This is a genomic window from Mycobacterium sp. SMC-14 (assembly GCF_046250075.1).
Taxonomy (GTDB): Bacteria; Actinomycetota; Actinomycetes; order Mycobacteriales; family Mycobacteriaceae; genus Mycobacterium.
Map to the genome: position 1 here is coordinate 3,937,440 of NZ_CP176429.1, position 25,118 is coordinate 3,962,557.

At 68.4% G+C, this 25,118-nt stretch carries 23 protein-coding genes; 7 read left to right on the plus strand and 16 right to left on the minus strand.

The genetic code is table 11. The features are described 5' to 3' along the window. Positions 1–2 precede the first annotated feature (2 nt). Together purL and ACKY0W_RS18755 are read right to left on the minus strand one after the other, a co-directional pair. Positions 3–2,297, minus strand: coding sequence for a phosphoribosylformylglycinamidine synthase subunit PurL (purL, locus tag ACKY0W_RS18750; protein ID WP_409435306.1), 2,295 nt, complete (start codon positions 2,295–2,297; stop codon positions 3–5). 22 nt (positions 2,298–2,319) lie between these two features. After that, entirely contained in the window at positions 2,320–3,588 is a 1,269-nt protein-coding gene (locus ACKY0W_RS18755) for a M18 family aminopeptidase (RefSeq protein WP_409435307.1), read from the minus strand. 51 nt (positions 3,589–3,639) lie between these two features. Here ACKY0W_RS18755 and ACKY0W_RS18760 point away from each other — a divergent pair, with 51 nt between their 5' ends. Together ACKY0W_RS18760 and ACKY0W_RS18765 are read left to right on the plus strand one after the other, a co-directional pair. Beyond that, positions 3,640–4,659: a Dyp-type peroxidase gene (locus ACKY0W_RS18760; RefSeq protein ID WP_409435308.1), complete on the plus strand. Its 1,020-nt coding sequence runs from the start codon at positions 3,640–3,642 to the stop codon at positions 4,657–4,659. Next, positions 4,656–5,453, plus strand: a complete 798-nt coding sequence (locus ACKY0W_RS18765; protein ID WP_409435309.1) for a family 1 encapsulin nanocompartment shell protein — start codon at positions 4,656–4,658, stop codon at positions 5,451–5,453. The genes ACKY0W_RS18760 and ACKY0W_RS18765 overlap by 4 nt, the downstream gene beginning before the upstream one ends. A gap of 28 nt (positions 5,454–5,481) precedes the next feature. Here ACKY0W_RS18765 and purQ read toward each other — a convergent pair whose 3' ends face one another. Both purQ and purS read right to left on the minus strand, forming a co-directional pair. Next, a complete protein-coding gene (gene purQ, locus ACKY0W_RS18770) occupies positions 5,482–6,156 on the minus strand; it encodes a phosphoribosylformylglycinamidine synthase subunit PurQ (protein ID WP_409435310.1) in 675 nt (224 codons plus the stop codon). Beyond that, positions 6,153–6,392, minus strand: a complete 240-nt coding sequence (gene purS / locus ACKY0W_RS18775; protein ID WP_024441898.1) for a phosphoribosylformylglycinamidine synthase subunit PurS — start codon at positions 6,390–6,392, stop codon at positions 6,153–6,155. The genes purQ and purS overlap by 4 nt, the downstream gene beginning before the upstream one ends. A gap of 86 nt (positions 6,393–6,478) precedes the next feature. Between purS and ACKY0W_RS18780 the strand changes: the two genes are divergently transcribed. Beyond that, positions 6,479–7,117 (plus strand): MBL fold metallo-hydrolase, encoded by a 639-nt coding sequence (locus ACKY0W_RS18780; protein ID WP_409435311.1) that lies wholly within the window; start codon positions 6,479–6,481, stop codon positions 7,115–7,117. A gap of 80 nt (positions 7,118–7,197) precedes the next feature. On the opposite strand, the gene ACKY0W_RS18785 is transcribed toward ACKY0W_RS18780, so the two are convergent. From ACKY0W_RS18785 to ACKY0W_RS18810, 6 genes are all read right to left on the minus strand, one after another. Beyond that, positions 7,198–8,853, minus strand: a complete 1,656-nt coding sequence (locus tag ACKY0W_RS18785) for an FAD-binding dehydrogenase (RefSeq protein WP_409435312.1) — start codon at positions 8,851–8,853, stop codon at positions 7,198–7,200. Between the two features lie 19 nt (positions 8,854–8,872). Then, positions 8,873–9,586, minus strand: a complete 714-nt coding sequence (locus ACKY0W_RS18790; RefSeq protein WP_409435313.1) for a DUF2334 domain-containing protein — start codon at positions 9,584–9,586, stop codon at positions 8,873–8,875. A gap of 61 nt (positions 9,587–9,647) precedes the next feature. Next, positions 9,648–10,991 (minus strand): DUF2254 domain-containing protein, encoded by a 1,344-nt coding sequence (locus ACKY0W_RS18795; protein WP_409435314.1) that lies wholly within the window; start codon positions 10,989–10,991, stop codon positions 9,648–9,650. After that, positions 10,991–11,479, minus strand: coding sequence for a glutathione peroxidase (locus ACKY0W_RS18800; protein WP_406759590.1), 489 nt, complete (start codon positions 11,477–11,479; stop codon positions 10,991–10,993). Before ACKY0W_RS18800 ends, ACKY0W_RS18795 begins: the two co-directional genes overlap by 1 nt. 10 nt (positions 11,480–11,489) lie before the next feature. Then, positions 11,490–13,607, minus strand: coding sequence for a S9 family peptidase (locus tag ACKY0W_RS18805; protein ID WP_409435315.1), 2,118 nt, complete (start codon positions 13,605–13,607; stop codon positions 11,490–11,492). After that, positions 13,604–14,500, minus strand: coding sequence for a phosphoribosylaminoimidazolesuccinocarboxamide synthase (locus tag ACKY0W_RS18810; RefSeq protein ID WP_409435316.1), 897 nt, complete (start codon positions 14,498–14,500; stop codon positions 13,604–13,606). The genes ACKY0W_RS18805 and ACKY0W_RS18810 overlap by 4 nt, the downstream gene beginning before the upstream one ends. Positions 14,501–14,631: 131 nt before the next feature. Here ACKY0W_RS18810 and ACKY0W_RS18815 point away from each other — a divergent pair, with 131 nt between their 5' ends. After that, positions 14,632–15,267 carry a hypothetical protein gene (locus tag ACKY0W_RS18815; protein ID WP_409435317.1) on the plus strand — a complete coding sequence of 212 codons (636 nt, stop codon included), beginning with the start codon at positions 14,632–14,634 and terminating at the stop codon, positions 15,265–15,267. 63 nt (positions 15,268–15,330) lie between these two features. After that, on the plus strand, positions 15,331–16,188 hold the full coding sequence (locus ACKY0W_RS18820) for a type IV toxin-antitoxin system AbiEi family antitoxin domain-containing protein (protein ID WP_409435318.1): 858 nt from the start codon (positions 15,331–15,333) through the stop codon (positions 16,186–16,188). A gap of 41 nt (positions 16,189–16,229) precedes the next feature. On the opposite strand, the gene ACKY0W_RS18825 is transcribed toward ACKY0W_RS18820, so the two are convergent. From ACKY0W_RS18825 to ACKY0W_RS18835, 3 genes are read right to left on the minus strand one after another with little or no spacing between them, the layout of a single operon-like run. After that, on the minus strand, positions 16,230–17,453 hold the full coding sequence (locus tag ACKY0W_RS18825) for a cytochrome P450 (RefSeq protein WP_409435319.1): 1,224 nt from the start codon (positions 17,451–17,453) through the stop codon (positions 16,230–16,232). A gap of 5 nt (positions 17,454–17,458) precedes the next feature. Continuing rightward, positions 17,459–18,877, minus strand: coding sequence for an adenylosuccinate lyase (gene purB, locus ACKY0W_RS18830; RefSeq protein ID WP_409435320.1), 1,419 nt, complete (start codon positions 18,875–18,877; stop codon positions 17,459–17,461). 6 nt (positions 18,878–18,883) lie between these two features. Further along, entirely contained in the window at positions 18,884–19,465 is a 582-nt protein-coding gene (locus tag ACKY0W_RS18835; protein WP_409435321.1) for a hypothetical protein, read from the minus strand. Positions 19,466–19,543: 78 nt separating this feature from the next. Here ACKY0W_RS18835 and ACKY0W_RS18840 point away from each other — a divergent pair, with 78 nt between their 5' ends. Further along, positions 19,544–20,215, plus strand: coding sequence for a TetR/AcrR family transcriptional regulator (locus ACKY0W_RS18840; protein WP_409435322.1), 672 nt, complete (start codon positions 19,544–19,546; stop codon positions 20,213–20,215). 111 nt (positions 20,216–20,326) lie between these two features. On the opposite strand, the gene pntB is transcribed toward ACKY0W_RS18840, so the two are convergent. The 3 genes from pntB to ACKY0W_RS18855 all read right to left on the minus strand — a co-directional run bounded on the left by pntB (position 20,327) and on the right by ACKY0W_RS18855 (position 24,063). Beyond that, positions 20,327–21,748: a Re/Si-specific NAD(P)(+) transhydrogenase subunit beta gene (gene pntB, locus ACKY0W_RS18845; protein WP_406759599.1), complete on the minus strand. Its 1,422-nt coding sequence runs from the start codon at positions 21,746–21,748 to the stop codon at positions 20,327–20,329. A 35-nt stretch (positions 21,749–21,783) separates the two neighbouring features. Then, on the minus strand, positions 21,784–23,307 hold the full coding sequence (locus ACKY0W_RS18850) for a Re/Si-specific NAD(P)(+) transhydrogenase subunit alpha (RefSeq protein ID WP_409435323.1): 1,524 nt from the start codon (positions 23,305–23,307) through the stop codon (positions 21,784–21,786). Positions 23,308–23,445: 138 nt separating this feature from the next. After that, positions 23,446–24,063, minus strand: a complete 618-nt coding sequence (locus ACKY0W_RS18855) for a TetR/AcrR family transcriptional regulator (protein ID WP_409437851.1) — start codon at positions 24,061–24,063, stop codon at positions 23,446–23,448. Between the two features lie 78 nt (positions 24,064–24,141). Here ACKY0W_RS18855 and ACKY0W_RS18860 point away from each other — a divergent pair, with 78 nt between their 5' ends. Next, positions 24,142–24,984 (plus strand): alpha/beta hydrolase-fold protein, encoded by an 843-nt coding sequence (locus ACKY0W_RS18860; RefSeq protein WP_409435324.1) that lies wholly within the window; start codon positions 24,142–24,144, stop codon positions 24,982–24,984. The last annotated feature ends 134 nt before the right edge of the window (positions 24,985–25,118 follow it).

Below are 25,118 nucleotides of genomic sequence, written 5' to 3' on the forward strand. Positions count from 1 at the left end.
GACTATCCGAACAGCCCCGGCAGCACCGCTTCGGAGGTGCTGCGCAGTTCGGTCAGCGACACACTGAACTGGCCCTGGACCTCTATCTCCTGCGAGGCCTGGTCCACCACGCCGACGCGGGTGGCCGGCAGGCCGCGCGCCTCGCACATGGAGCGCAATCGGCTCTCCTCGGTGCGCGGCACCGCCACCAGGGCCCTGCCCGCCGACTCGGAGAACAGGAAGACGAACGGGTCGGCATCTTCGGGAAGCAAGATGCGGCAACCGGTTTCACCGGCGATCGACGATTCGACCACGGCTTGGATCAGCCCGCCTTCGCTCAAGTCGTGGGCAGCCGAGATCAGGCCGTCGCGCGATGCCGCGCTGAGCACCTCGGCCAGCAGCTGCTCGCGCTCCAGATCGACCTTCGGCGGCAGTCCGCCCAGGTGATCGCCGGTCACCTGCGCCCAGATGGACCCGTCGAATTCGTCGCGGGTGTCGCCGAGCAGGATCAACGTCTCGCCCGGTTCGACGCCGAACGCCGTGGGAATTCGGCGGCCGACGTCGTCGATGACCCCGAGCACCCCGACGACCGGGGTGGGGTGGATCGGCGTGGCGCCGGTCTGGTTGTAGAAGCTCACGTTGCCGCCGGTCACCGGAATCCCCAGTGCCGCACAGCCGTCGGCCAGACCGCGAACGGCCTCGGCGAACTGCCACATCACCCCGGGGTCTTCGGGAGAACCGAAGTTCAGGCAGTTGGTGACGGCGATCGGGGTGGCGCCGGTGACGGCCACGTTGCGGTATGCCTCGGCCAGCGCCAGCTGTGCCCCCGCGTAGGGGTCGAGCTTGGTGTAGCGACCGGAGGCGTCGGTGGAGATCGTGATCCCGCGACCGGAGGCCTCGTCGATGCGCAGCATCCCGCCGTCGGCGTGCTCGGCCAGCACGGTGTTGCCGCGCACGTAGCGGTCGTACTGTTCGGTGATGAACGCCCGGCTGCACAGGTGCGGGCTGCCCAGCAGCGCAAGCAGCGTCGCACGCAGCTCCTCACCGGTGACCGGCCGCGGCAGCTTGTCGGAGCGGTCGGCGTTGAGCGCGTCCTGGGTGTCGGGGCGCGCGACCGGGCGCTGATAGATCGGGCCTTCGTGGGCCACGGTGCGCGGCGGCACGTCGACCACGGTCTGTCCGTGCCAGGTGATCTGCAGCCGGTCGCCGTCGGTGACCTCGCCGATCACGGTGGCCAGTACGTCCCACTTGGCACAGACCGCCATGAAGGCGTCGACGTTCTCCGGGGCGACCACGGCGCACATGCGCTCCTGCGACTCGCTGGACAGCACCTCGGCCGGAGTCATGTTCGCTGCGCGCAGCGGCACCTGGTCCAGCTGGATCGCCATCCCGCCATCACCGGCGGAAGCCAGCTCAGAAGTGGCACAAGACAACCCGGCACCACCGAGATCTTGAATGCCGACCACCAGCTTGGCGGCGTAGAGCTCCAGGCAGCACTCGATGAGCACCTTCTCGGTGAACGGGTCGCCGACCTGAACCGACGGCAGCTTCTTGCGGCCGGCACCGCTCTCGTCGCCGCCGAAGGTGTCCGATGCCAGCACCGACACCCCGCCGATGCCGTCCAGCCCGGTGCGCGCGCCGAACAGGATGATCTTGTTTCCGGCACCGGAGGCGAACGCCAGGTGCAGGTCCTCCTTCTTGAGCACGCCGACGCACAGCGCATTGACCAGAGGGTTGCCCGCGTAGCACGGGTCGAAGATCGTTTCGCCGCCGATGTTGGGCAGCCCGAGGGAGTTGCCGTAGCCGCCGATGCCGCGCACCACCCCGTCGAGCACCCGGCGGGTGTCGGGGGCGTCGGCGGCGCCGAACCGCAGCTGGTCCATCACCGCGACCGGGCGGGCGCCCATCGCCATGATGTCGCGCACGATGCCGCCCACTCCGGTGGCCGCACCCTGGTAGGGCTCGACGTAGGACGGGTGATTGTGCGACTCCACCTTGAAGGTGACCGCCCAGCCGTCGCCGATGTCGACGACGCCGGCGTTCTCGCCGATGCCGGCCAGCATGGCCTTGCGCATCTCGTCGGTGGTGGTCTCGCCGAAGTAGCGCAGATGCACCTTGGAGGACTTGTAGGAGCAGTGCTCACTCCACATCACCGAGTACATGGCCAACTCGGCGTCGGTGGGGCGGCGGCCCAGGATGTCACGGATTCGCTGGTACTCGTCGTCTTTGAGACCCAACTCGGCGAACGGTTGCGGGTGCTCGGGCGTTGCAGCGGCGTGTTCGACGGTGTCCAGCGCGGTCGGGGGCGTCACGGGCACAGTCTATGGCACCGATTTCGGCTCAGTCCGGCGCCAGGAATGCCGTCAGAGCCGCCGCATAGGAGCTCACGTCCCGTGCGCCCATCAGTTCTCGTGCCGAATGCATGGCCAGCTGCGGAGCGCCGACGTCAACGGTGGGGATCCCGGTACTCGCGGCGCTCATCGGGCCGATGGTCGAACCGCAGGGCAGATCGGCTCGATGCTCGTAGCGCTGCAGCGGCACCCCGGCCTTCTCACAGGCCAGCGCGAAGGTGGCGGCGGTGCGGCCGTCGGTGGCGTAGCGCAGGTTGGGCTGCACCTTGAGCACCGGGCCGGCGTTGACCGCGATCGGATGGCTCGGTTCGTGACGCTCCGGGTAGTTCGGGTGGGTGGCGTGCGCCATGTCCGCCGAAGCCAGCGTGGAGGCGGTCAGCCGACGCAGGAAGTCCTCACGGTCGCCGCCGGCGGCCAGCGTGATCCGCTCCAGCACGCCCCTCAACAGATCGGACTGGGCGCCGTGATCCGACGTCGATCCGACCTCCTCGTGGTCGAACAGCACCAGCACCGGCAGATGGCGGCCAGGCTTGGCTGCGATCAGCGCTTCCAGCCCGGCGTAGCAGCTGGCCTGGTTGTCCAGCCGCGGCGCGCTGACGAATTCCTGGCCCACCCCGGTCACCGCCGACGGCGCGAGGTCGTGGGTCATCAGGTCGAAGCCCAGCACGTCGCCGGGTTCCACGCCGGCGGTCTGCGCCACGTAGCCGAGGAAGTCCGGAGACCGGCCATCTCCCCAGACGGCGTTGACGTGGCGTTGGGGGTCCAGTGTGACCGATTTGCGGTCGTCGGCCAGGTGGATGGCCAGCTGCGGCACGCGCAGGATCGGTTCATCGATACGGACCAGGTGGTGGCCGATTCCCGCGCCCGCAGAATCGTCGCGCACCGAGAGTCGCCCGCTGATGCCCAGGTCGCGGTCCAGCCAGGAGTTCAGCCAGGCCCCGCCGTACGGCGCCAGGGCCACCAGCTGCCAGCCGGCGACCTCGCGGGCGGGGTGCTGCTTGACCCGCAGGTTCGGGCTGTCGGTGTGCGCGCCGATGATCCGGAACGGGATGTGGCCGCCGCGCTCCGGACTGTTCCATGCGATCAGCGAACCGGCACGGACGGCAAAGTATCGCCCCGGCGCCTGCGGCCACCGATCGGTCTCGGCGACCTCGGTGTAGCCGGCGGACCGAAGCCGCTCGGCCACGGTTGCGCAGGCGTGAAACGGCGACGGTGAGGCGTCGATGAACTCGCATAATCCGGTTGCGGTGGCCGCCATGACTCAAGTCTTTCGCATCCGGACGCCGGCGGGGGCGTTAGGGTCGATACCGTGCCGTCCGTCCAGCCCGTGACCGCTCCCCTGACCTGTGCGGCCATTTTTCTGGTGGCAACCGTCAACGAGGGCGGCGAGCAGACAGTGCACGACGCGTTGCCCGACCTGGCGGGTTTCGCCCGGGCGATCGGCTTTCGCGACCCGACCAAACGTCTGTCGTTGGTGACCTCGATCGGCTCGCAGGCCTGGGACCGGCTGTTCACCGGGCCCCGGCCGGCGCAGCTGCATCCGTTCGTCGAGTTGACCGGTCCCCGCCACACCGCCCCGGCCACCCCGGGGGATCTGCTGTTTCACGTCAAGGGCGAGACCATGGACGTCTGCTTCGAGCTGGCGGGGCGGATCGTCAAGGCGATGGCCGGCGCGATCACCGTGGTCGACGAGGTACACGGTTTCCGGTTCTTCGACAATCGCGACCTGCTCGGGTTCGTCGACGGCACCGAGAACCCGGTCGACGACGAGGCGCTGGAGGCCACCGCGGTCGGTGACTCCGATCCCGACTTTGCCGGCGGGTCCTATGTGCACATCCAGAAGTACCTGCACGACATGGCCGCCTGGGAGGCGCTGCCGGTCACCGAACAGGAACGCGTGATCGGCCGGACCAAGGCCGACGACATCGAGTTCGACGATGCGGTGAAACCGGCCAACTCGCACATCGCGCTGAATGTCATCACCGACGAGGACGGCAACGAACTGGACATCGTGCGGCACAACATGCCGTTCGGCTCGGTGGGCGCCGGCGAGTCCGGCACGTACTACATCGCGTACTCGCGGACTCCCGACGTCACCGAGCAGATGCTGCGCAACATGTTCTTCGGCGACCCGCCGGGCAACACCGACCGCATCCTGGACTTCTCCACCGCGGTCACCGGCGGAATGTTCTTCACCCCGACCGCCGACTTCCTCGACGATCCGCCGCCGCTGCCGGGAGCAGCGACGCCCACCCCCGCCGAGTCCGTCGAATCCACCGCCGTTGACGGCGCACTGAACATCGGCAGCCTGAAAGGAACCTCGCAATGAACAACCTGTATCGCGATCTGGCCCCGGTCACCGAAGCGGCCTGGGCCGACATCGAGCAGGAGGCCACCCGGACGTTCAAGCGGCACATTGCCGGGCGCCGCGTCGTCGACGTCAGCGAGCCGGCCGGCCCCACGGCGGCCGCGGTGGGCACCGGCCGGCTGACCGGCATCGGGGCCCCGGCCGACGGCGTCCAGGCCCACCTTCGCGACAGCAAACCGCTGGTGCGCCTGCGGGTTCCGTTCACCCTGTCGCGTGAAGAGATCGACGATGTCGAGCGGGGCTCGCAAGATCCCGACTGGGACCCGGTGAAGGCCGCCGCCAAGAAGCTGGCGTTCGCCGAGGACCGGATCATCTTCGGGGGCTACCCGGGCGCCGCGGTGGAGGGCATCCGCAGCGCGAGCTCGAACCCGGAGCTGACGCTGCCCGAGGACCCGCGCGGCATCCCCGACGTGATCAGCCAGGCGCTCTCAGCGCTGCGACTGGCCGGGGTGGACGGCCCGTACTCGGTGCTGTTGTCGGCAGAGACCTACACCAAGGTCGCCGAGACCTCCGATCACGGCTACCCGATCCTGGAGCACCTGCGCCGGCTGGTCACCGGCGACATCATCTGGGCACCGGCGATCGACGGTGCGTTTGTGCTGACCACCCGGGGCGGCGATTTCGACCTGCGGCTGGGCACCGACGTGTCGATCGGCTACCTGTCGCACGATGCCGAGAACGTGCAGCTCTACCTGCAGGAGACGCTGACGTTCCTGTGCTACACCGCCGAGGCAGCAGTCGCCTTGACCTGCTGACGCCACGGCCCCCGGCGGGCTGAGCCCGTCAGACCGACAGCACCGCGTCCAGCGCAGAGTAAAACAGCCCCAGTCCGTCATCGCTGGGCCCGGTCAGGGCCTCGATGGCGTGCTCGGGGTGCGGCATCAGCCCGACAACCCGGCCGTTGGCCGAGCTCACCCCGGCGATGTCGCGCAGTGAGCCGTTGATGTTGTCGAGGTAGCGGAACACCACCCGGCCTTCGCCCTCCAGCTCGTCGAGCACCGCTTCGGAGGCCACGTAGCGGCCCTCGCCGGACTTCAGCGGCACCAGCAGGTCGGCGTCGGCGTCGAATCGGGAGGTCCAGGCCGTCGAGGTGGAGGCCACCCGCAGCCAGACATCGCGGCAGACGAAGTGCAGGCCCGCGTTGCGGGTCAGCGCCCCCGGCAGCAGCCCGGCCTCGCACAGCACCTGGAAGCCGTTGCAGATGCCCAGTACGGGCATGCCTTGGCCGGCGGCCTTGATGACCTCGCCCATCACCGGGGCGAACCGGGCGATGGCCCCACAGCGCAGGTAATCGCCATAGGAGAAGCCGCCGGGTACCACCACGGCGTCGACGCCCTTGAGGTCGGCGTCGGCATGCCAGAGGCTGACCGGCTCGGCACCGACGAACCGGACCGCGCGGGCGGCGTCGACGTCGTCGAGGGTGCCGGGGAAGGTGATGACGCCGATCCGGGCGCTCACGAGGTCTCCCGGCTGACAGTGAAGTCCTCGATCACCGTGTTGGCCAGCAGCGACTCGGCAATCTCGGCCAGCGCGGCGTCGTCGATCGAATCGTCGACCTCGAGCTCGAAGCGCTTGCCCTGCCGCACATCCGACACTCCGGTGTGTCCGAGCCGAGAAAGCGCTCCGACGATCGCCTGTCCCTGCGGGTCAAGGATCTCGGCTTTGGGCATCACGTGCACAACCACCCGGGCCACGGGTGCTCCCTACTGTCGACGGGGGAATCGGTCGGGTCAACAATACCGATGCCCGTCGGTGGCGCCGGAGCGCACAATCTTTAGGTATGCAACTGACCCACTTCGGCCATTCCTGTCTGCTCGCCGATTTCGGCGGGACCACGGTGCTGTTCGACCCCGGCAACTTCTCGCACGGCTTCGAGGGCATCACCGGTCTGGCGGCCATCCTGGTCACTCATCAGCACCCCGATCACGCCGACGTGGCGCGGCTGCCGGCCCTGATCGACGCCAACCCGGGTGCCGCGCTCTACGCCGACCCGCAGACCGCCGCCCAGCTGGGCCCGCCCTGGCAGCCGGTGCACGTCGGGGACGCCTTCGACGTCGGGCCGCTGCGGGTGCGCGGGGTGGGCGGGCAGCACGCGGTGATCCATCCGGAGTTACCGATGATCGACAACATCTCCTACCTGGTCGGCGACGACGGCCATCCGGCCCGGTTGATGCACCCCGGCGACGCGCTGTTCGTGCCCGGCGAACCGGTGGACGTGCTGGCCACCCCGGCGGCGGCGCCGTGGATGAAGATCTCCGAGGCGGTCGAGTACCTGCGCGCGGTCGCGCCGCGGGCCGCGGTGCCGATCCACCAGGGCATCATCGCCGCCGAGGCCCGCGGGATCTATCACGGCCGCCTGGCCGAGATGGGACGCGCCGACTTCCAGGTGCTGCCGCAGGAGAGCGCCGTCACGTTCTAATCCCGGCGCGAGCGGGCGTGTCTGTACGGCGACACACCGCCCACGCCGTACATCTGTGCACGCTCGCGGGACAAGCGGCGTCAGGCGATGTCGCTGGCGGCGCCCCGCCCGGCAGCGCGACCGGAGAAGATGCACCCGCCCAGGAATGTCCCCTCCAGCGCCCGGTAGCCGTGCACGCCGCCGCCCCCGAAACCGGCCACCTCGCCGGCGGCGTACAGCCCGTCGATCGGCCTGCCGTCGGCACCCAACACCCGGGAGTCCAGGTCGGTCTCCAAGCCGCCCAACGTTTTCCGGGTCAGGATGTGCAGCTTGACCGCGATCAGCGGACCGGCGGACGGATCGGTCAGCCGGTGCGGGGCCACCACCCGGCCGATCCGGTCACCCAGGTAGGCCCGGGCGCCGCGGATCGCTGTGACCTGACCGTCCTTGCTGAATCGGTTCGCCACTTCACGATCGCGGGCGGTGACCTCGGCCTCGACCGTCGCGTAGTCCAACGGCACCACGTCGGGCAGGTCGTTCATGGCCGCTACCAGGTCACGCAGCGACGAAGCGTGCACGAAATCCACCCCACGGTCGATGAACGCCTGCACCGGCGGGGGTGGCCCGGACCGGGCACGTGACGCGGCCAGCTGACGCAGACTGCGGCTGGTCAGGTCGGGATTCTGCTCCTGGCCCGACAGCGCGAATTCTTTCTCGATGATCCGCCGGTTGAGCACGAACCAGGTGTAGTCCTGACCGGAGCGAGCGATGTGCTCGAGCGTGCCCAGGGTGTCGAAACCGGGATACAGCGGCCCGGGCAGTCGCACACCGGCGGCATCGAGCCACAGCGGCGACGGGCCGGGAATGATCCGGATGCCGTGGCCCGGCCAGATCGGGTCGTGGTTGGTGATGCCCTCGGTGTAGTGCCACATCCGGTCCCGGTTGATCACCCGGCCGCCGGCCGCCTCGGTGATCCCGATCATCCGGCCGTCGACGTGGGCGGGCACCCCGGCCAGCAGCTGCGCGGGCACCCGGCCCATCCGCTCCGGCCAGTTCTGTCGCACCAGATCGAGATTGCCGCCGATACCGCCGCTGGTGACCAGTACCGCAGGGGCACGGAACTCGAACTGTCCCAACGTGTTCCGCGATGACGCCACGCCGCGCTCGGCGGCCGAGGGCTCCAGCACGCTGCCCCGCACCCCGGTCACCCGGCCACCCTCGACGATCAGCTCGTCGACCTGGTGCCGGAAGGCGTATCGGACCCGTGAGCGGCCCCGCAGCCGGCCCGCGAAGATCTCCACCAGGGCCGGTCCGGTGCCCCAGGTGATGTGGAATCGGGGCACCGAATTGCCGGGCCCGGTGGCGCCGTAACCGCCACGTTCGGCCCAGCCCACCAGCGGAAACACTTTCAGCCCGCGGGCCCGCAGCCAGCTGCGTTTCTCACCCGAGGCGAAGTCCACGTAGGCGTGTGCCCATTGGCGCGGCCAGTGGTCGCACACCCGGTCGAAGCCGGCGGTGCCCAGCCAATCCTGTAGCGCCAGTTCGTGGCTGTCACGGACCCCGAGCCTGCGCTGCTCGGGGCTGTCGACGAAGAACAGTCCGCCAAAGGACCAGAACGCCTGTCCGCCCAGATTGGCGCTGTTCTCCTGGTCGAGGATGAGGACGCGCTGGCCGCGGTCCACCAGTTCGCAGGCCGCCACCAGGCCCGCCAGACCCGCCCCGACGACGATCGCGTCAGCGTCCGCCTTACTGCTCATGGCGTCCCAGGGTAACGACTCAGGCGCTCAACTCCGAGGCCACGTCGACCGGCGCGAGCGGCCAGCGGTAGCGCTCCGGCCGGCAACCGTGGCCCAACGCCGTGTCCACCGCGTCCAGCATGGCCTCGCTCACGCCTGGCTTCTTCAGCTGTCGCGCGCCTACCGACAGCCGCACCACGCCGTCGCGGCGAGCGATGCGCTCAGTGGTGACCACCACCATCCGGCACCACCAGGGCGCAGCGAGAAATCCGGCCCCGACGCCGACCACCCGGGCCCGCACGGTATGGCCCAGCACCAGGTCGGTGACGCCGTGCAAACCGGCTAGAATCCGGAAACCGTTGCGCGGCAATGCTTTGACAGTGCCCGGCGAAACAGTCCAGCCGGGTGCGGCGAACAGCCGGGTGCGCAGACCAAGATGCTCCAGTACGCGGTCTGCGCCCAGTAGCCGCAGATTGGCCTCATGGGCTGGCAGTGTGGCGAATTCGCCGCGGCGCTTCTTGGTGGCGGCCTCGTCGAAGCCGTGCAGCACGATCGCCGCGCCGTCGGCGCGCCGCTGCGTCAGCCAGTCGACGGTGTCGGGGTCGCGGTCGAGCCGGTAGTCGCCCCCCAGTCGGGGCGCCACCAGCAGCGACACCGGTACGCCGCGGGCGTCCAGTTGCGCGCAGAAGGCCTCGGCGTCGGCCCGGGTGTGCGGCCCGATCCCGGAGACGGAGACGATCAGTTGTCCGGTCACCACATCAGTGTGACCAGCGCAGGTGTCCTGTCGGTGACATCGAGGAAGACGTCAGATAGCGCTACGGAGTCGCCCGGCGGCGGCTGTGGTCGGCCGGATCGGTGGTGTCCGCGGCGATAGCCTTGAGCCTGGCCAGATCACGGGGGTGCAGCCCCGGCGTCATCTCCAGCGATTCCAGCAGCAGGTCGGTCTGCTCCCGCAGGGCGGGCAGGTGCTCGGGCCGGCCGTATTCCTTAACGTGAGCGACCAGCATCCGCAGCACCCGCAGGATCGCCGCTGCCACCAGGGGCTGACTGGGCGCAACCTGGCGAAGTTGGTCGAAACCGTGCCCGATGTATTCCTTGGGGTCGAGATCCCAGGGCCGCAACAGTATTCGCCCGTCCGGCCCGGCCACCGCCCGCGGTCGCGGTGGCACCGTCAGCACGCGGCGCAGCAGGCTGCCCACCCGCAGCGTGGCCTCCACCGCCGTGGTCGGGTCGTTGATCGCCGAGCTGAGTGCACGCAGCCCGATATCGACCAGCTGCCGGAAGGCGAAGTCGACGTCTTCCTGCATGGTGCGGCTGTCACTGACGACGACGGCCCGGGACAGCTTGTCCCGCACCCGATCCGGATTGGCCGGCACCGGCCAGATGGTGACCAGCGGCTGGCCGAGGTGGATGTAGGCACCGACGCGGGTGTCCAACCGGATTGTGGTGCCGGCCGGGATCGCGGCCAGCAGCCGCTGGGGGTTGACCTGACTGACCCAGCCGTTGCCGGGCGAGGTCAGCCGCAGTGCGTCCGAGGGAACCTCCATGTCCGCCTCGTGCGCGGGCCGCTCGTGGGCGGCCGCGGCCGCGACCGCGTCGATCACCATCGATCCCTCGGCCGCGATCTCGCGCACCACCTGCCCGACCTCCAGCCGGTGGGCCAGGTGGTCGACGTGGGCGATGATCGTGATGACCGTGGCGATTGTCAGTACGACCGCGACCGTCACTGTCAGCGGTGGCGCGGGGACCGGCGACGACCCATCGAGGTCGGGCAGGCTCAGCACGCAGTACACGAACGACGCGACCAGCAGGCCGATGACAACCTGGCTGAGCCGGTCTCGGATGAACCACCGCATAACTCGGGGCGACAGCTGCGAGCTTGCCAGCTGCAGGCTGACGATGGTCAACGAAAAGATGACCCCCGCGGTGGTGATGGTCGCGCCGGCGATGGTGGACAGCAGCGTGGTGGCCACACCGCTGTCCATCTTCAGCAGGAAGCGCGGCGACGGGCCGATGTTGCGGTCCGCCACCCGGGTGATGACGGCGAGCGCCATTCCGCCGAACACGATCACCAACGGCAGCGCGAACAGGCTCTCCCGGAACCGGTAGGCCAGCGCCGCCGCCCGCACGCTGGGGAAGCGTTCCGACCGGGTATGCATCAGCCAGGCAGGACGGCTTCGATGGCGGCGATCACCTCGGGTGCATCCGGCACCGTGGTCGGGCGGAAGCGGTTGACCACGCTGGCACCGGGGGCGAGCAGGAACTTCTCGAAGTTCCACTGCACGTCACCGGCAGCGCCCTCGGCGTCGGCGGTCTGGGTCAGCTCCGCATACAGCGGGTGGCGGTCCGCGCCGTTGACATCGGTCTTGGCCAGCAGCGGAAAGGTCACCCCGTAGGTGGTGGAGCAGAAGGTCGCGATCTCCTCGGCCGTTCCGGGCTCCTGGCCCATGAACTGGTTGCAGGGCACGCCCAGCACGGTCAGCCCGCGGTCGCCGTAGTCTTGCGCGAGCTTCTCCAGCGCGCCGTACTGCGGGGTGAGTCCGCATTTGGACGCGACGTTGACGACCAGGACCGCACGGTCGGCGTAGTCGGCCAGCGAGGTGGCACGGCCGTCAAGGGTGGTCAGCGGGATATCGACGAGGCTCATGGCCGCGACGTTACCCGCAGCCGACAACCGCCAGCAGCCAGGCGTAGGAGAACGCGATCTCTTTCCAGCGTTCGTAGCGCCCGGAGATACCGCCGTGGCCGGCGTTCATCTCGGTTTTCAGCAACACTGGGTTGATGTCGGTCTTGGTATGCCGTAGCGCCGCGACCCACTTCGCCGGTTCGACGTAGTACACCCGGGTGTCATTCAGCGAGGTCATTGCCAGGATCGGCGGGTATTCCCGGCTGGCGATGTTCTCGTACGGCGAGTAGGACTTCATGTAGAAGTAGACGTCCTTGTCGTCCAACGGGTTTCCCCATTCGTCCCACTCGATGACGGTCAGCGGCAGCGACGGGTCCAAGATGGTGGTCAGCGGGTCGACGAACGGGACCTGCGCCACCACCCCGGCGAACAGATCCGGCGCCAGGTTGGTAACCGCCCCCATCAGCAGGCCGCCGGCGCTGCCGCCCATCGCCACCAGATGCCCGGGCCGGCACACCCCTGCATCGATCAGGTGACGTCCCACGGCGACGAAGTCGGTGAAGCTGTTCTTCTTCTCCAGCAGCTTGCCGCGCTCGTACCACAGCCGGCCCATCTCGCCGCCGCCGCGAACGTGAGCTACGGCGAACACCATCCCCCGGTCCAGCAACGACAACCGAGCGATCGAGAACTGTGGGTCCTCACACGCCTCGTAGGCGCCGTAGCCGTAAAGCAGTGTGGGAGCAGGCAGTTCGATCCCTGCTCGGTGCACGATCGACACCGGTACCCGGGTGCCGTCCTCGGCATAGGCCCAGTCGCGATATTCGACGTAGTCGGTGCCGCGGTATTCGCCCAGTACCGGTTGTTCGCGCAACAGGGTGCGTTCACCGGTCGCTAGGTCGATGTCGTAGACCCGCACCGGGGTGATGAACGACGTCGCACCTACCCGCAGCTTCGGGGCGTCCCAGTTCGGATTGGTTGCCAGACCCGACGACGTCAGCTCGGTGTCGAACGTGATCTCCTGCGGCAGTTGGAGATCACCATCGGCGCCGATCGGCCACAGCTGGATGCGAGGCAGGCCCTCGGCGCGGTATCCGACCACGAGGTGATGCGCGAAGGCGTCCACCGCGTCGAGCCGCACGTCGTCGCGTCCGGCGATCAAGGTCTGCTGCGCGGCCGGATCGCTCACCGGGGCCTGCACCAAAGTGAAGTTGACCGCACCGTCGTTGTGCAGCATCAGGAATTGGTCCTGACCGCCGATGATGGCGTGCTCGACGGAGTATTCGACGCCTTCGCGGCGAGGCAGCACCACAGTGAACGCGGCGTGCGAGTCGGCCGCGTCGGCGTAGCGTACCTCGGTGGTGATCGACGAACCTGCCGCGATCAACACGTAGGCATCGCTGCGGGTGCGTCCCACCGACAGCCAGTATCGTTCGTCGGCCTCGTGGTAGACCTGCTCGGCGGAGTCCGCGGGGTTGCCGATTCGGTGGCGCCACACAGTGTCCGGGCGCCAGGCTTCGTCGACGGTTGTGTAGTAGACGGTCTGATTGTCGGTCGCCCAGGTCACCCCGGCGCCGATCCCGGCGATCTCGTCGGCAAGCAGCTCGCCGGTGGATAAATCCTTGAACCGCAGGGTGTATCGCTCATCGCCGACGACGTCGACGGAGTAGGCCAGGACGTGGCTGTCCGGGCTGACGCTGGCGGCACCGAGCGCGAAGAAGTCGTGCCCTTCGGCCTCGGCATTCTGGTCGAGCAACACCTGCTCGCCCGGGATCTCGGTGGCCTCGTCGAGCTGCGGCGGATCCCAGTCATCGGGGCTGCTGACCGGGCAGCGGCAGTGGACGCCGTACTGCTTTCCTTCAAATGTGCGCGCGTAGTACCACCAGTCGCCGCGGCGGGCGGGCACCGACAGATCGGTTTCCTTGGTACGCGCCTTGATCTCGTCGAAAATGGTCTGCCGCAAGGGTTCCAGATGTGCCGTGGCGGCGTCGGTGTACGCGTTCTCGGCTTCCAGGTGGGCGATCACCGCGGGATCAGACTTGTCACGCAGCCACTCGTAGGAGTCGACGAAGACGTCCCCGTGGTGCGTGCGAGTGCTGGCTACCCGCTTTGCCGAAGGTGGACCCGGGAGATCCTGCGATACGTCGGTCATGCTCCGGGGCCGACCCAGTCGTCGAAGGACAGACCCGAAATACGTTCGTAAGCCTCGATGTAACGGGCGCGCGTCGCGGCGATGATGTCGTCCGGCAGCGCCGGGGGCGGCTGGTCTGAAGCCCGGTCCCAACCGGATTCCGGACCGGTCAGCCAGTTGCGAACGAACTGTTTGTCGAAGCTCTGCTGCACGACCCCGGCGCGGTAGTGGTCGGCCGGCCAGTACCGTGACGAGTCGGGGGTGAACACCTCGTCGGCCAGCACCAGGTTGTCGTGTTCGTCGATCCCGAACTCGAACTTGGTGTCGGCGATGATGATTCCCTTGGTCAGCGCGTGGTCGGCCGCTTGCACATAAGTTGCCAGGGTGCGGTCGCGCAGCTGGCCGGCCCGCACCGGACCCACCAGGTCGATCACCTGCGCGAACGAGATGTTCTCATCGTGTTCGCCGATCTCGGCTTTGGTTGCCGGAGTGAACAGCGGGTTGAGGAACTTGCTGGCTTCGACCAATCCGGGCGGCAAGGGGATGCCGCACACGGCACCGCTGCGCTGGTAGTCCAGCAGCCCCGAGCCGGTCAGGTAGCCGCGGGCCACACACTCCACCGGCATCATCTTCAGCTGGCGCACCACCAGCGCGCGGCCGAGCACCTCATCGGGGATGCGAGGGTCGTCGGGCGGCCCGGCCAGGTGATTGGGGGCCTCGACGAGGTCGAAGAAGAACACACTCATCGCGGTCAGGATGCGGCCCTTGTCCGGGATCTCGCTGTCGAGGATGTAGTCGAACGCCGAGATCCGGTCGGTCGCGACGAACAGCAGATGCTGATCATCGATCCGGTAGAGTTCGCGGACTTTGCCGCTGGCCAGGTGCTGGTAATCGGAGAGCGCAGGTCGCGACATTGCGTCAGCCTATCGGGGACCGCAAGGCCGGCGAAGCCGGGTGAAGCGGGTCCCCGCCAACAAACGCAGCGGGGACCGCAAGGCCGGCGAAGCCGGGCGCAGCACGCCCTCGGATGTGCTGGGATCGGATCATGACGTCCCGGTTGCTGCCCTACGCCACCTCCCCCGGCCGCTTGCTGGCCCAACTGTTCAGCGACGTCGTCGTCGCGGCGTGGACCTTCTTGTGGGTGCTGGTCGCGCTCGCCGTCCATGGGGCGGTCACCACCATCGCCGGTGTCGGGCAGCAGTTCGAACGCGGCGCCAACGGTGTGGCCGACAGCTTGACGTCGGCAGGCAAGAGCGCGGACCGTATCCCGCTGGTGGGCGACGCGGTGAGCAAGCCGCTCACCGCGGCGGGCCATGCCGCCGTCGACATCGCCGGGGCCGGCCACAATCTGAACACCACGGCCGGCTGGCTGGCCTACGCGCTCGCGTTCGCGGTCGCGGCCCCGCCGATTCTGGCGGTGGCGATGCCGTGGCTGGCCTTGCGACTGCGGTTCTTCCTGCGCAAACGAGCGGTGCTGGGGCTGTACGCCACCATGGCCGGGCAGCAACTGCTGGCGCTGCGCGCGCTGACCAATCGTCCCTTGGGCAAGCTGACCGCGATCAGTCCCGATCCCGCCGGCGCCTGGCGGCATGCCGACCCCGCGGTGATCGGAGGACTGGCCGCCCTTGAGCTGCACTCCGCGGGCTTGGCCCGGCGATCTCGGCGCGGTCCAGCCCGCTGAACGGGAGAAATCGCGCCGAAAATCGCAGGGAACCGCGGGCGGGTCAGGCTACGTCCGACCTGTGTGGACAACTATCTACGGCGTCATGACGGTGTGATTACCCGCTCTCAGGCCTTGGAGTGCGGCCTCTCCAGTTCCGCCATCGGCCGGCGACTCCAATCCGGACGCTGGCGGCGCTGCGGGCCGGGCGTGTACTTTGCCGACGATCGTCCGTTCACCACCGCCGCGCGCATCCGAGCAGCGGTGTGGAGCTACGGACCCAATGCCGTCGCCAGCGGATTGGCCGCGGCCTGGTGGCACCAGCTGACCACCGCCGCACCGAATTTGGTCGAGGTTACCGTTCCTCGTAATTCACATGGGCGGGCTCACCGAGGCACCCGGCTCAGGCGCCGGGACCTCTTTCCCGCTGACATGGTCGAGCGCAGGGGGCTGCTGGTTACCGGGCTCGCCCTGACAACGGTCGAAGCCGCTGCCCGTCGTGGCGGGGGCCCCAAGGTGATGGATACCGCCCTGCAGCGTCACACTGAACTACCCCACCTGTGGCGGGCCCAGCTGCGAAACGCAGGCCGGCAGGGATCCCCGGCGGCCCGTCGGATGCTGCAGGCAGCGCAGAGCGGCGCGCGTTCACAGGCCGAGCGAATGCTAGTCCAACTGTTGCGCGATGCCGGCATCACTGGATGGGTGGCGAACTATCGACTGGGCGGCTACAAGATCGACGTTGCCTTTCCCGAAATCACAATTGCGATCGAGGTCGACGGCTGGGCGTATCACAGCGGCCCGGATGAATTCGAAGGTGACCGGGTGCGGCAGAACCAGATCGTGTTGCGAGGTTGGACGGTGCTCCGGTTTACCTGGCTGGACCTGGTCACCGCCCCGGACCGGGTCATCGCCGAGATCCGGTGGGCGATTTCGGCGCGGTAGTGCCCGCTGACCGGGAGAGATCGCGCCGAAATCGCAGGATATCAGGGCCGCAGTTCCACCACCATGTGCCGCATCCCGGTGTGCCGGTTGCTGCGCGTCCACTCCACCGGCGCCACCACCGCCAATTCGCCGAATCGGCCCAGCAACTCCTCGTAGAGCACCCGTAGCTCCAATCGGGCCAGATGGGCGCCCAAACAGAAATGCGCGCCGTGTCCGAAACCGATGTGCGGATTGGGTTTACGGGTGATGTCGAACTGCTCGGACCGGTCGAAGACCGCCGGGTCGCGGTTAGCCGATCCCTCCCACACCAGTACCTTCTGGCCGGCCTCGATGGTCTGCCCGCCCAGCACTGCGCGCCGGGTGGCGGTGCGCCGCTTCGACGGCGCCGGTGAGGTCCAGCGCAGGATCTCCTCGATGGCGGTGGGCAACAGACCGAGATCGCCACGCAGCGCACGATATTGGTCGGGGTGCTGAGCCAGCGCCAGCAGGCCGCCGGCGATGGCGTTGCGGGTGGTCTCGGCGCCGGCACTGAACAGCAACTGGAAGAACAGATACACCTCGAGATCACTGAGCTCGGGGTCGGTCGAGTTGGCCACCACCGACAGCATGTCGTCAGCGGGCTCGGCGCGCTTGGCCGCGATCAACTCCCGCCCGAAGGTGTAGACCCGGTTGCCGGCGTCCTCGATGGACAGCCGCGACACCACTGCCTTGCGCGAGCCGCGGAAGTCAAAGCTGGGCTCGATCGCCTCGAACAGCCAATGCCGGTCGGCCTCGGGTACGCCCAGCAGGATGCAGATCATCTGCATCGGTATCTCGGCAGCGATGTCGACCAGGAAATCAAAGGGAACCCCGGGCTCGACGGCGTCGAGCAAGGCCCGGGCCCGGTGGCGCAGGTCGGTTTCGACGCGGCGGATCATCCGCGGAGTCAGTCCGGAGCTGACCAGCCGTCGGACCTGCGCGTGCCGCGGGTCGTCCATCATGTTCAGCAGCTGGCCCGCGATCGGTAGGTCCTGCAGCACGGTGCCGCCGAACGGCCGGTCCCCGCCGGTGACCGACGAATAGGTCTGCGCGTCGCGCAGCACTTCGAGTGTTTCGGCGTGCGTGGCCACCGACCAGAAGCCGTCGCCGTCCGGTGTGTGCGCGGTGGGCTCGTGCCAGAACACCGGGGCGACGCGGCGGTGCAGCGCGAACAGCTGGTGCGGGAAGCCGTCGGCGAAGTTGTCCAGATCGGTGAAATCGATGCCCGCGAGCCCCTGGACCTCCATGACGGCTACAGGATCGCGCCCGGGGTGTAGGCAGCCCCGGCCGGATACCGTTCGACGAGTTCGGCCACCTCTGCCGCCACTCGGTCGACCTGGTCGGCGGCCGCACCGGTGAATGCCTGCCGGTCGGCGACGGCCGCATCCAGCGCGGCCCGATCCAGCGGCAGCCGCTCGTCGGCGGACAGCCGGTCCAGCAGGTCGGGTTCGGCGCCCCGCTCCCGCATCGCCAGCGCGACGGCCACCGCATGTTCCTTGATCACCTCGTGAGCGGCTTCGCGGCCGACCCCGGCACGCACCGCGGCGATCAACACCTTGGTGGTGGCCAGGAACGGCAGGTAGCGGTCCAGTTCGCGGGTGATCACCGCCGGGTAGGCCCCGAACTCGTCGAGCACTGTCAAGAAGGTCTCGGTCTGCCCGTCGACGGCGAAGAAGGCGTCGGGCAGTGCGACGCGACGCACCACCGAGCAGAAGACGTCACCTTCGTTCCACTGCGCGCCGGCCAGTTCGGCTGCCATCGAGGCGTAGCCGCGCAACACCACCTGCAGGCCGTTGACCCGCTCACAGCTGCGGGTGTTCATCTTGTGCGGCATCGCCGACGAGCCCACTTGGCCGGGCGCGAAGCCCTCGGTGACCAGTTCGTGGCCGGCCATCAGCCGGATCGTCTGGGCCAGCGAGGAGGGGCCGGCGCCCAGTTGCACCAGCGCGGAGACCACGTCGTGGTCCAGCGAGCGGGGGTATACCTGCCCGACGCTGGTCAGCACCGCGGAGAACCCGAGGAATTCCGCGACTCGACGTTCCAGCTCGCTGAGTTTGGCGGTGTCGCCGTCGAACAGATCGAGCATGTCCTGCGCGGTGCCCATCGGCCCCTTGATGCCGCGCAGCGGGTAGCGGTCGATCAGCTCACGCACTCGCGCCAGCGCGAGCAGGGTTTCCTCGGCAGCCGAAGCGAACCGCTTACCCAACGTGGTGGCCTGCGCGGCGACGTTGTGGCTGCGCCCGGCCATCACCAGGTCGCGGTAGGCCACCGCGTGGTTGACCAAACGCGCCGCGACCGCGACCCCGTGGTCGTGGGCGAGTTGCAGGGATTGGCGGATCTGCAGCTGCTCGACGTTCTCGGTCAGGTCGCGGCTGGTCATGCCCTTGTGGATGTGCTCGTGACCGGCGAGGGCGTTGAACTCCTCGATACGTGCCTTGACGTCGTGGCGGGTCACCCGTTCGCGGGCTGCGATCGACGCCAGGTCGACGTCACCGAGGACGGCCTCGTAGTCGGCGATCGCCTGTGCGGGGACCGGCACACCAAGCTCGGACTGGGCGCGCAGTACGGCCAGCCACAGCCGCCGTTCGGCGACGATCTTGGCCTGCGGGGACCAGATGTCTGTCATCGCGGTGCTGGCGTAACGGGTGGCCAGCACATTGGGGATGCTCACGAGCAGCTAGCTTACGGTCGTCCTGTCCGGCGGCGTCTGACCGGCCTGGACAGCAGGCGCCGCTCGCAGCATGACCGGGCCGCGACCTTCGGACAGTGATATCGCGGCATCGATGAGGTGCTCCCGGACGACCTGGACGGCACGCCATAAGGGCAGCGGTTCGCAGATGAAGGCGGGGTTGGTTCGGGTGGCGCGCCGCATCACGTGGTGACATCCCTGCGAGAACTGCACGCGCTGGACCGTCACCTCGTCAGCCCGGCTGGTGAGCGGGTAGGGGTTCTGGGTGTAACGAATGCACGCCCCGTCGCGGTCGATGCCGTAACCGGCCAGCAGGCCGCCATACGGGTCGACGGTGACCGGCCAGAAGGGCGGCGCGAGGTCGAAGGAGCGCACGATCTCTCGGCGCGGCCCTACGGGGACATGCCGGGTGAGGGAACGGGTGCGGCAGCGGGTGGCAATGTCGTAGGGGCGCACTCGCTTGTTACGCATGAACTCAAGGAAGACCTCGACCGCTATCCGGGCTGCCGGCGGCCACTCATGATGCGCCAACGCGGCATTACTCTCGTTGGCGCGGCCAACGGTCAACATGGCGACTCCACATGTCGAGAAAAACGGACAGGCTCGTAGTCTGACACAGACTGCCGGTCGGTGAGTACCCTTTTGCCGATGAGCAACGGGAGGCCAACCCGGCGGGATATGCACGCTGAGCTCACGCGGACCGCCGTGCTCGACGCCGCCCGGACCCTTTTCGTCGCCAAGGGCTTCGAAGCGACCTCGGTCGATGAGATCGCGCAGGCGTCCCAGTCCAGCAAGGGCGCCGTCTACCACCACTTTCGCGACAAGCAGGCGATCTTCGCCGAGGTCTTCCGGCTCAGCCAGTCCGATGTGATGCAGGCCGTACTACCGGGCGCCCTGGAGTCGATGCCTGGCGACGCGAGCCCGTGGGAACAGGCGCTGTTGGCCATCAGCGCGGTGCTGCGCTGCTACGTCGACAATCACGACGCACGGGTGTTGCTACGGGAATCGGCCAGCGCCTTGGGCTGGGACCGCAAGCAGACCGTCGATGAGGAACTGGCGCTTCCATTGCTGCGCGCGGTACTCGGCGAGCTGATCGAGGCCGGCGAGATCGTAGCGGTGCCCGTTGCCGTGACCGCCGAGTTGCTCTACGCGCTGCTCAGCAAGACCGGACCCATCATCGCTGCCGCCGCCGATCCCGCACACGCGGTCAGCGAGATCGAGCCGGTGCTGTTCGCGTTGCTCAACGGCCTGCATCGCGACCAGCCGCAGTCGGCGGGCGAAACCAAACGGTTGGGTTTCGCCCGGCCGAAAACGCCCTAGCCGAAAACGCCCCAGCAAGGGGCGCCGCGGTGCTGGTGGCGGCGACCCGCCGCGCCCGGCTCCGCCGCGCTTGCGATCGCCGGGTGCTGCTGACGGCGACCCGCCGCGGCCTTACAGCGCGTGCAGGATGTCTTCGACCCGGTCCTTGGCGTCACCGAACAACATGGCGGAGTTCGGCCGGAAGAACAGCGGGTTCTGCACGCCCGCGTAGCCGGAAGCCATGGAGCGCTTGAAGACGATCACGTTGTCGGCGTCCCACACGGTCAGCACCGGCATGCCCGCGATCGGGCTGGACGGGTCTTCGGCGGCCGCCGGGTTGACGGTGTCGTTGGCGCCGATCACCAGCACCACCGACGTGTCACCGAAGTCGTCGTTGATCTCGTCCATCTCCAGCACGATGTCGTAGGGCACCTTGGCCTCGGCCAGCAGCACGTTCATGTGGCCGGGCAGCCGGCCGGCGACCGGGTGGATGCCGAAGCGCACGTTGACGCCGCGGTCGCGCAACTTGCGGGTGAGCTCGGCGACCCCGTACTGGGCCTGAGCGACGGCCATGCCGTAGCCGGGGGTGATGATCACCGAGTCGGCGCCGCCCAACATCTCGGCCACGCCCTCGGCGGTGATCTCCCGATGCTCGCCGTAGTCCTTGTCCTCGGCCGGTCCGGCCTCGATCCCGAACCCGCCGGCGATCACCGAGATGAACGACCGGTTCATCGCCTTGCACATGATGTAGGACAGGTAGGCACCCGAGGAGCCGACCAAAGCGCCGGTGATGATCAGCAGGTCGTTGGAGAGCAGGAAGCCCGAGGCCGCCGCCGCCCAGCCGGAGTAGCTGTTGAGCATGGAGACGACCACCGGCATGTCGCCGCCGCCGATGGATGCCACCAGGTGCCAGCCCAGCGCGAGCGCCAGCAGGGTCACCACGATCAGCAGCCACAGCTTGGGCTCGTTGACGAACCACACCGTCAAAGCGACGAACGCGACCAGCGCGCCGATGTTGAGGAAGTTCTTGCCGGGCAGCATCAGCGGGTTGGACTTCATCCGCCCCGAGAGCTTGAGGTTGGCCACGATCGAGCCGGTGAAGGTCACCGCACCGATGAACACCCCGATGAACACCTCGGCCGAGTGGATGCCGAACAGCCCCTGGGCGGCCAGTTCACGGGCGTCGGCGCTGCACGGGCTGTTTTCTACGTGCAGGTAGCCGTTCCAGCCGACCAACACGGCGGCCAGACCGACGAACGAGTGCAGCAGCGCGATCAGCTCCGGCATGCCGGTCATCTCGACCACCTTGGCGCGCCACAACCCGATCGCCGCACCCACCACGGTGGCCCCGATCAGCAGCGCCAGGCCGACCTGATTGATGTCGTGATGGACCGCCAAGGTGATAGTCGCGGCGAGCGCAACCGCCATCCCGAGGATGCCGAAGCTGTTGCCGGCCTTGGACGTCTCGTGCTTGCTCAGCCCGGCCAGAGCCAGGATGAACAGCAGCGCCGCGACGATGTATGCCGCCGAGGCGGCGGTCTCAACTGAAAACATAAGCGGGGTCTACTCCAAGTCGGGGTGCGCAGCGCCTAGCTGCGGGAGAACATGGCGAGCATGCGGCGGGTCACCGCGAAACCACCGAAGATGTTGATGCTGGCCAGCAGGATCGCCGCGGCGGCCAAACTCGTGATGGCCGGGTCACCGTGGCCGATCTGCAGCAGCGCGCCCACCACGATGATTCCGGAGATCGCATTGGTCACCGACATCAGCGGCGTGTGCAGCGCGTGGTGCACATGGCCGATCACGTAGTAACCGATCACGATCGCCAACGCAAAGACGATCAGGTGCACCTGCAGCGCCGCCGGCGCCATGGCGACCAGCGCGAACAGCACTGCCGCCGCGGACACCACCACGCCCAGCCGGCGTCCGGCCGACATCGGTTCCTTGGCTTTCTGCGTGACCACCGGGGCTTCGGCGACCTTGGCCGGAGCGGCCGAGACCTGCACCGGGGGCGGCGGCCATGTCGAGGCGCCGTCGCGCACCACGGTCATCGACCGCTGCACCACGTCGTCGAAGTCCAGCACCAGCTGGCCGTCCTTGCCGGGAGTCATCAACTTCATCAGGTTGACCAGGTTGGTGCCGTAGAGCTGCGACGCCTGCGCGGGCAGCCGGCCGGCCAGGTCGGTGTAGCCGATGATCGTCACCCCGTTGGCGGTGACGACGGCCTGGTCCTTGACGGTGCCCTCGACGTTGCCGCCGTTGGCCGCGGCCATGTCGACGATCACGCTGCCCGGTTTCATCGACGCGACCATCTCGGCGGTGATGATCCGCGGCGCGGGCTTACCCGGGATGAGCGCGGTGGTGATGATGATGTCGACGTCGGCACTCTGCTCGGCGTAGAGCGCTGCCTCGCGGACCTTGTAGTCGTCGCTCATCTCTTTGGCGTAGCCAGTGGCCGAAACCTCGGTCTCGGTCGATTCGATCGACAGGTATTCCCCGCCGAGCGAGCGCACCTGGTCGGCCACCTCCGGGCGGGGGTCGGTGGCCCGCACGATGGCGCCCAGGCTGCCGGCGGCACCGATCGCGGCCAAGCCCGCCACCCCGGCGCCCACCACCAGCACCTTGGCCGGCGGTACCTTGCCCGCGGCGGTCACCTGGCCGGTAAAGAACCGGCCGAAGACGTGGGCAGCCTCGATCACGGCGCGGTAGCCGGCGATGTTGGCCATCGAGCTCAGCACGTCCAGCGACTGCGCCCGCGAGATCCGGGGCACCGCGTCCATCGACAGCGCCGTGATTGGCCGGCGAGCCAGGTCCTCCACTCGGTCCGGGTTCAGCGCCGGAGCCAGCAGGCTGACCAGCGTCGCGCCCGGCTTCATGCCGTCCAGCTGCTCGGTCGACGGGGCGTTGACACCGAACACGATGTCGGCGGCACGCGCATCGCCGATCGTGGCGCCGGCCTCGGTGTACGCCGCGTCGGAAAAGGACGACGCTTCGCCCGCACCGGAATCCACTACGACGTCGTAACCGAGCTTGGTCAGTGCAGCGACCGTCGTCGGCGTCGCCGACACACGCGTCTCACCGGGCTGCGCCTCGGATAGGACACCGATATTCATGACGTAGCTCTCCACATTCGCATCTCTTGGCCGTCTTCAGGCGCTGACGGGCGTTCTCCAAGCGTCTCCGGCCCCTTTGTTACCCGCCAGTAGCTAAGGAGCGACAAAGGGATCGAGGCAGCATACCGTGTGCGGCTCTCAGGCCGACACTGCGCGCTGATCCAGTGGGGCGAGCATATCGATGACGTCGACGACCGCAGCCCGGGCGGCCACCCGCGGCCCCTGCAGATCATCGACCAGTGCCGCCATCACCGCGCCGTCCACCATGCAGACCAGGGCATATGCCATCTCGACCCGCGCGATCCGACCGGAGCGTTCGACCGCTTCAGCGACCGCGTCGGACCGTTGATGCAGGACCCGGCGCTGAATGCCGCGCAGCGCCGGGTGGCGAGAACAGACGATATAGCGCTCATAGCGGGAGATGAGCTGCTCGTCGATCTGCTCGTCGCTGCCCTCCCCCACCAACAGCTCCACCAAGATGTCGGCTGTGGTCTCGGCACTGCGTCGGCGCCGGGACAGCTCGGTGATGCGCGCTCGCAACTGTGCGACCTCCAACATCCCGATGTGTTCCACGGCGTGGGCGATGAGGTCTTCCAGTGACGAGAAGTAATAGGTCGTCGATGCCAGCGGCAGACCGGCTCGCTGCGCCACGGCACGATGCCGCACGGCGTCGAAACCGCCCTCGCGCAGCAGCTCGGCGGCGGCGCTGATCAGCGCATACCGCCGTCGTTCGCCCTTGGGCGTCACTGCTGTCATCACGCCTAGAGATGCTGCCAGCCCGGGTAGCGCCGCATCATGCGTTTCCGCCTTTTCGGACAAACAGCACCCGCTGGCATGATGGCCGCCATGCCAGAGTTGAGCCGACGGACGGTACTACGCCTCGGAGCCGCGATGGGTACCGCGGGCGCACTGGGGGCGAGCTCATTACTCGATGCGCGTCCCACGCAGGCCGCCCCGGCGCAGGCCGCGCCAACAATGACGACAGGCTCGTTCACCTCGGCGGCGCGCGGGGGCATCACCACCAACTGGGCGATCGCCCGCCCGCCCGGCCAGACCGGCGCGTTGCGGCCACTGATCGCGCTGCACGGCAAGGGAAGTGATGCCGCGACCGTGATGGCCGGCGGCGTGGAGCAGGGCCTAGCCGAGGCCGTGGACGCGGGCCTGCCCCCGTTCGCGGTGGTCGCCGTCGACGGCGGCGGGAGCTACTGGCACCACCGCGCCTCCGGTGAAGACTCGGACGCAATGGTGACCGACGAGTTGTTGCCTCTGCTGGCCGAACAGGGCCTGGACACCTCCCGGGTGGGATTCATCGGCTGGTCGATGGGCGGCTACGGCGCCCTGTTGCTGGGGGGCCGACTCGGCCCGCGCCGAACCGCGGCGATCTGCGCGGTCAGCCCCGCACTGTGGCTGTCACCCGGAGCGACGGCGCCGGGCGCGTTCGACGGCGCATCGGACTTCGCGGCCAACTCGGTGTTCGGGATGCCGGCATTGGGCTCGATCCCGATCCGGGTGGACTGCGGCAATGACGACCCGTTCTATTCGGCGACCCAGGCCTTCATCGCCCAGTTGCCCAGCCCCCCGGCGGGCGGCTTCTCCCCCGGAGGGCACGACGGGTCGTACTGGAGTTCTCAGCTGCCCGCCGAGTTGACCTGGCTTGCCCCACTCCTGACTGCCTAAACGTTCTTCAGTCTGGCGAACACCGCTGCACGAACAAGAAGCGGAAGGCCGCGGGCGGGACTTACCGCGAATCTGGGTGCATGTCCCGTAATTCGGCCGCATTGTCTCCGAAATCGTCGGAATTGTCCGGTATA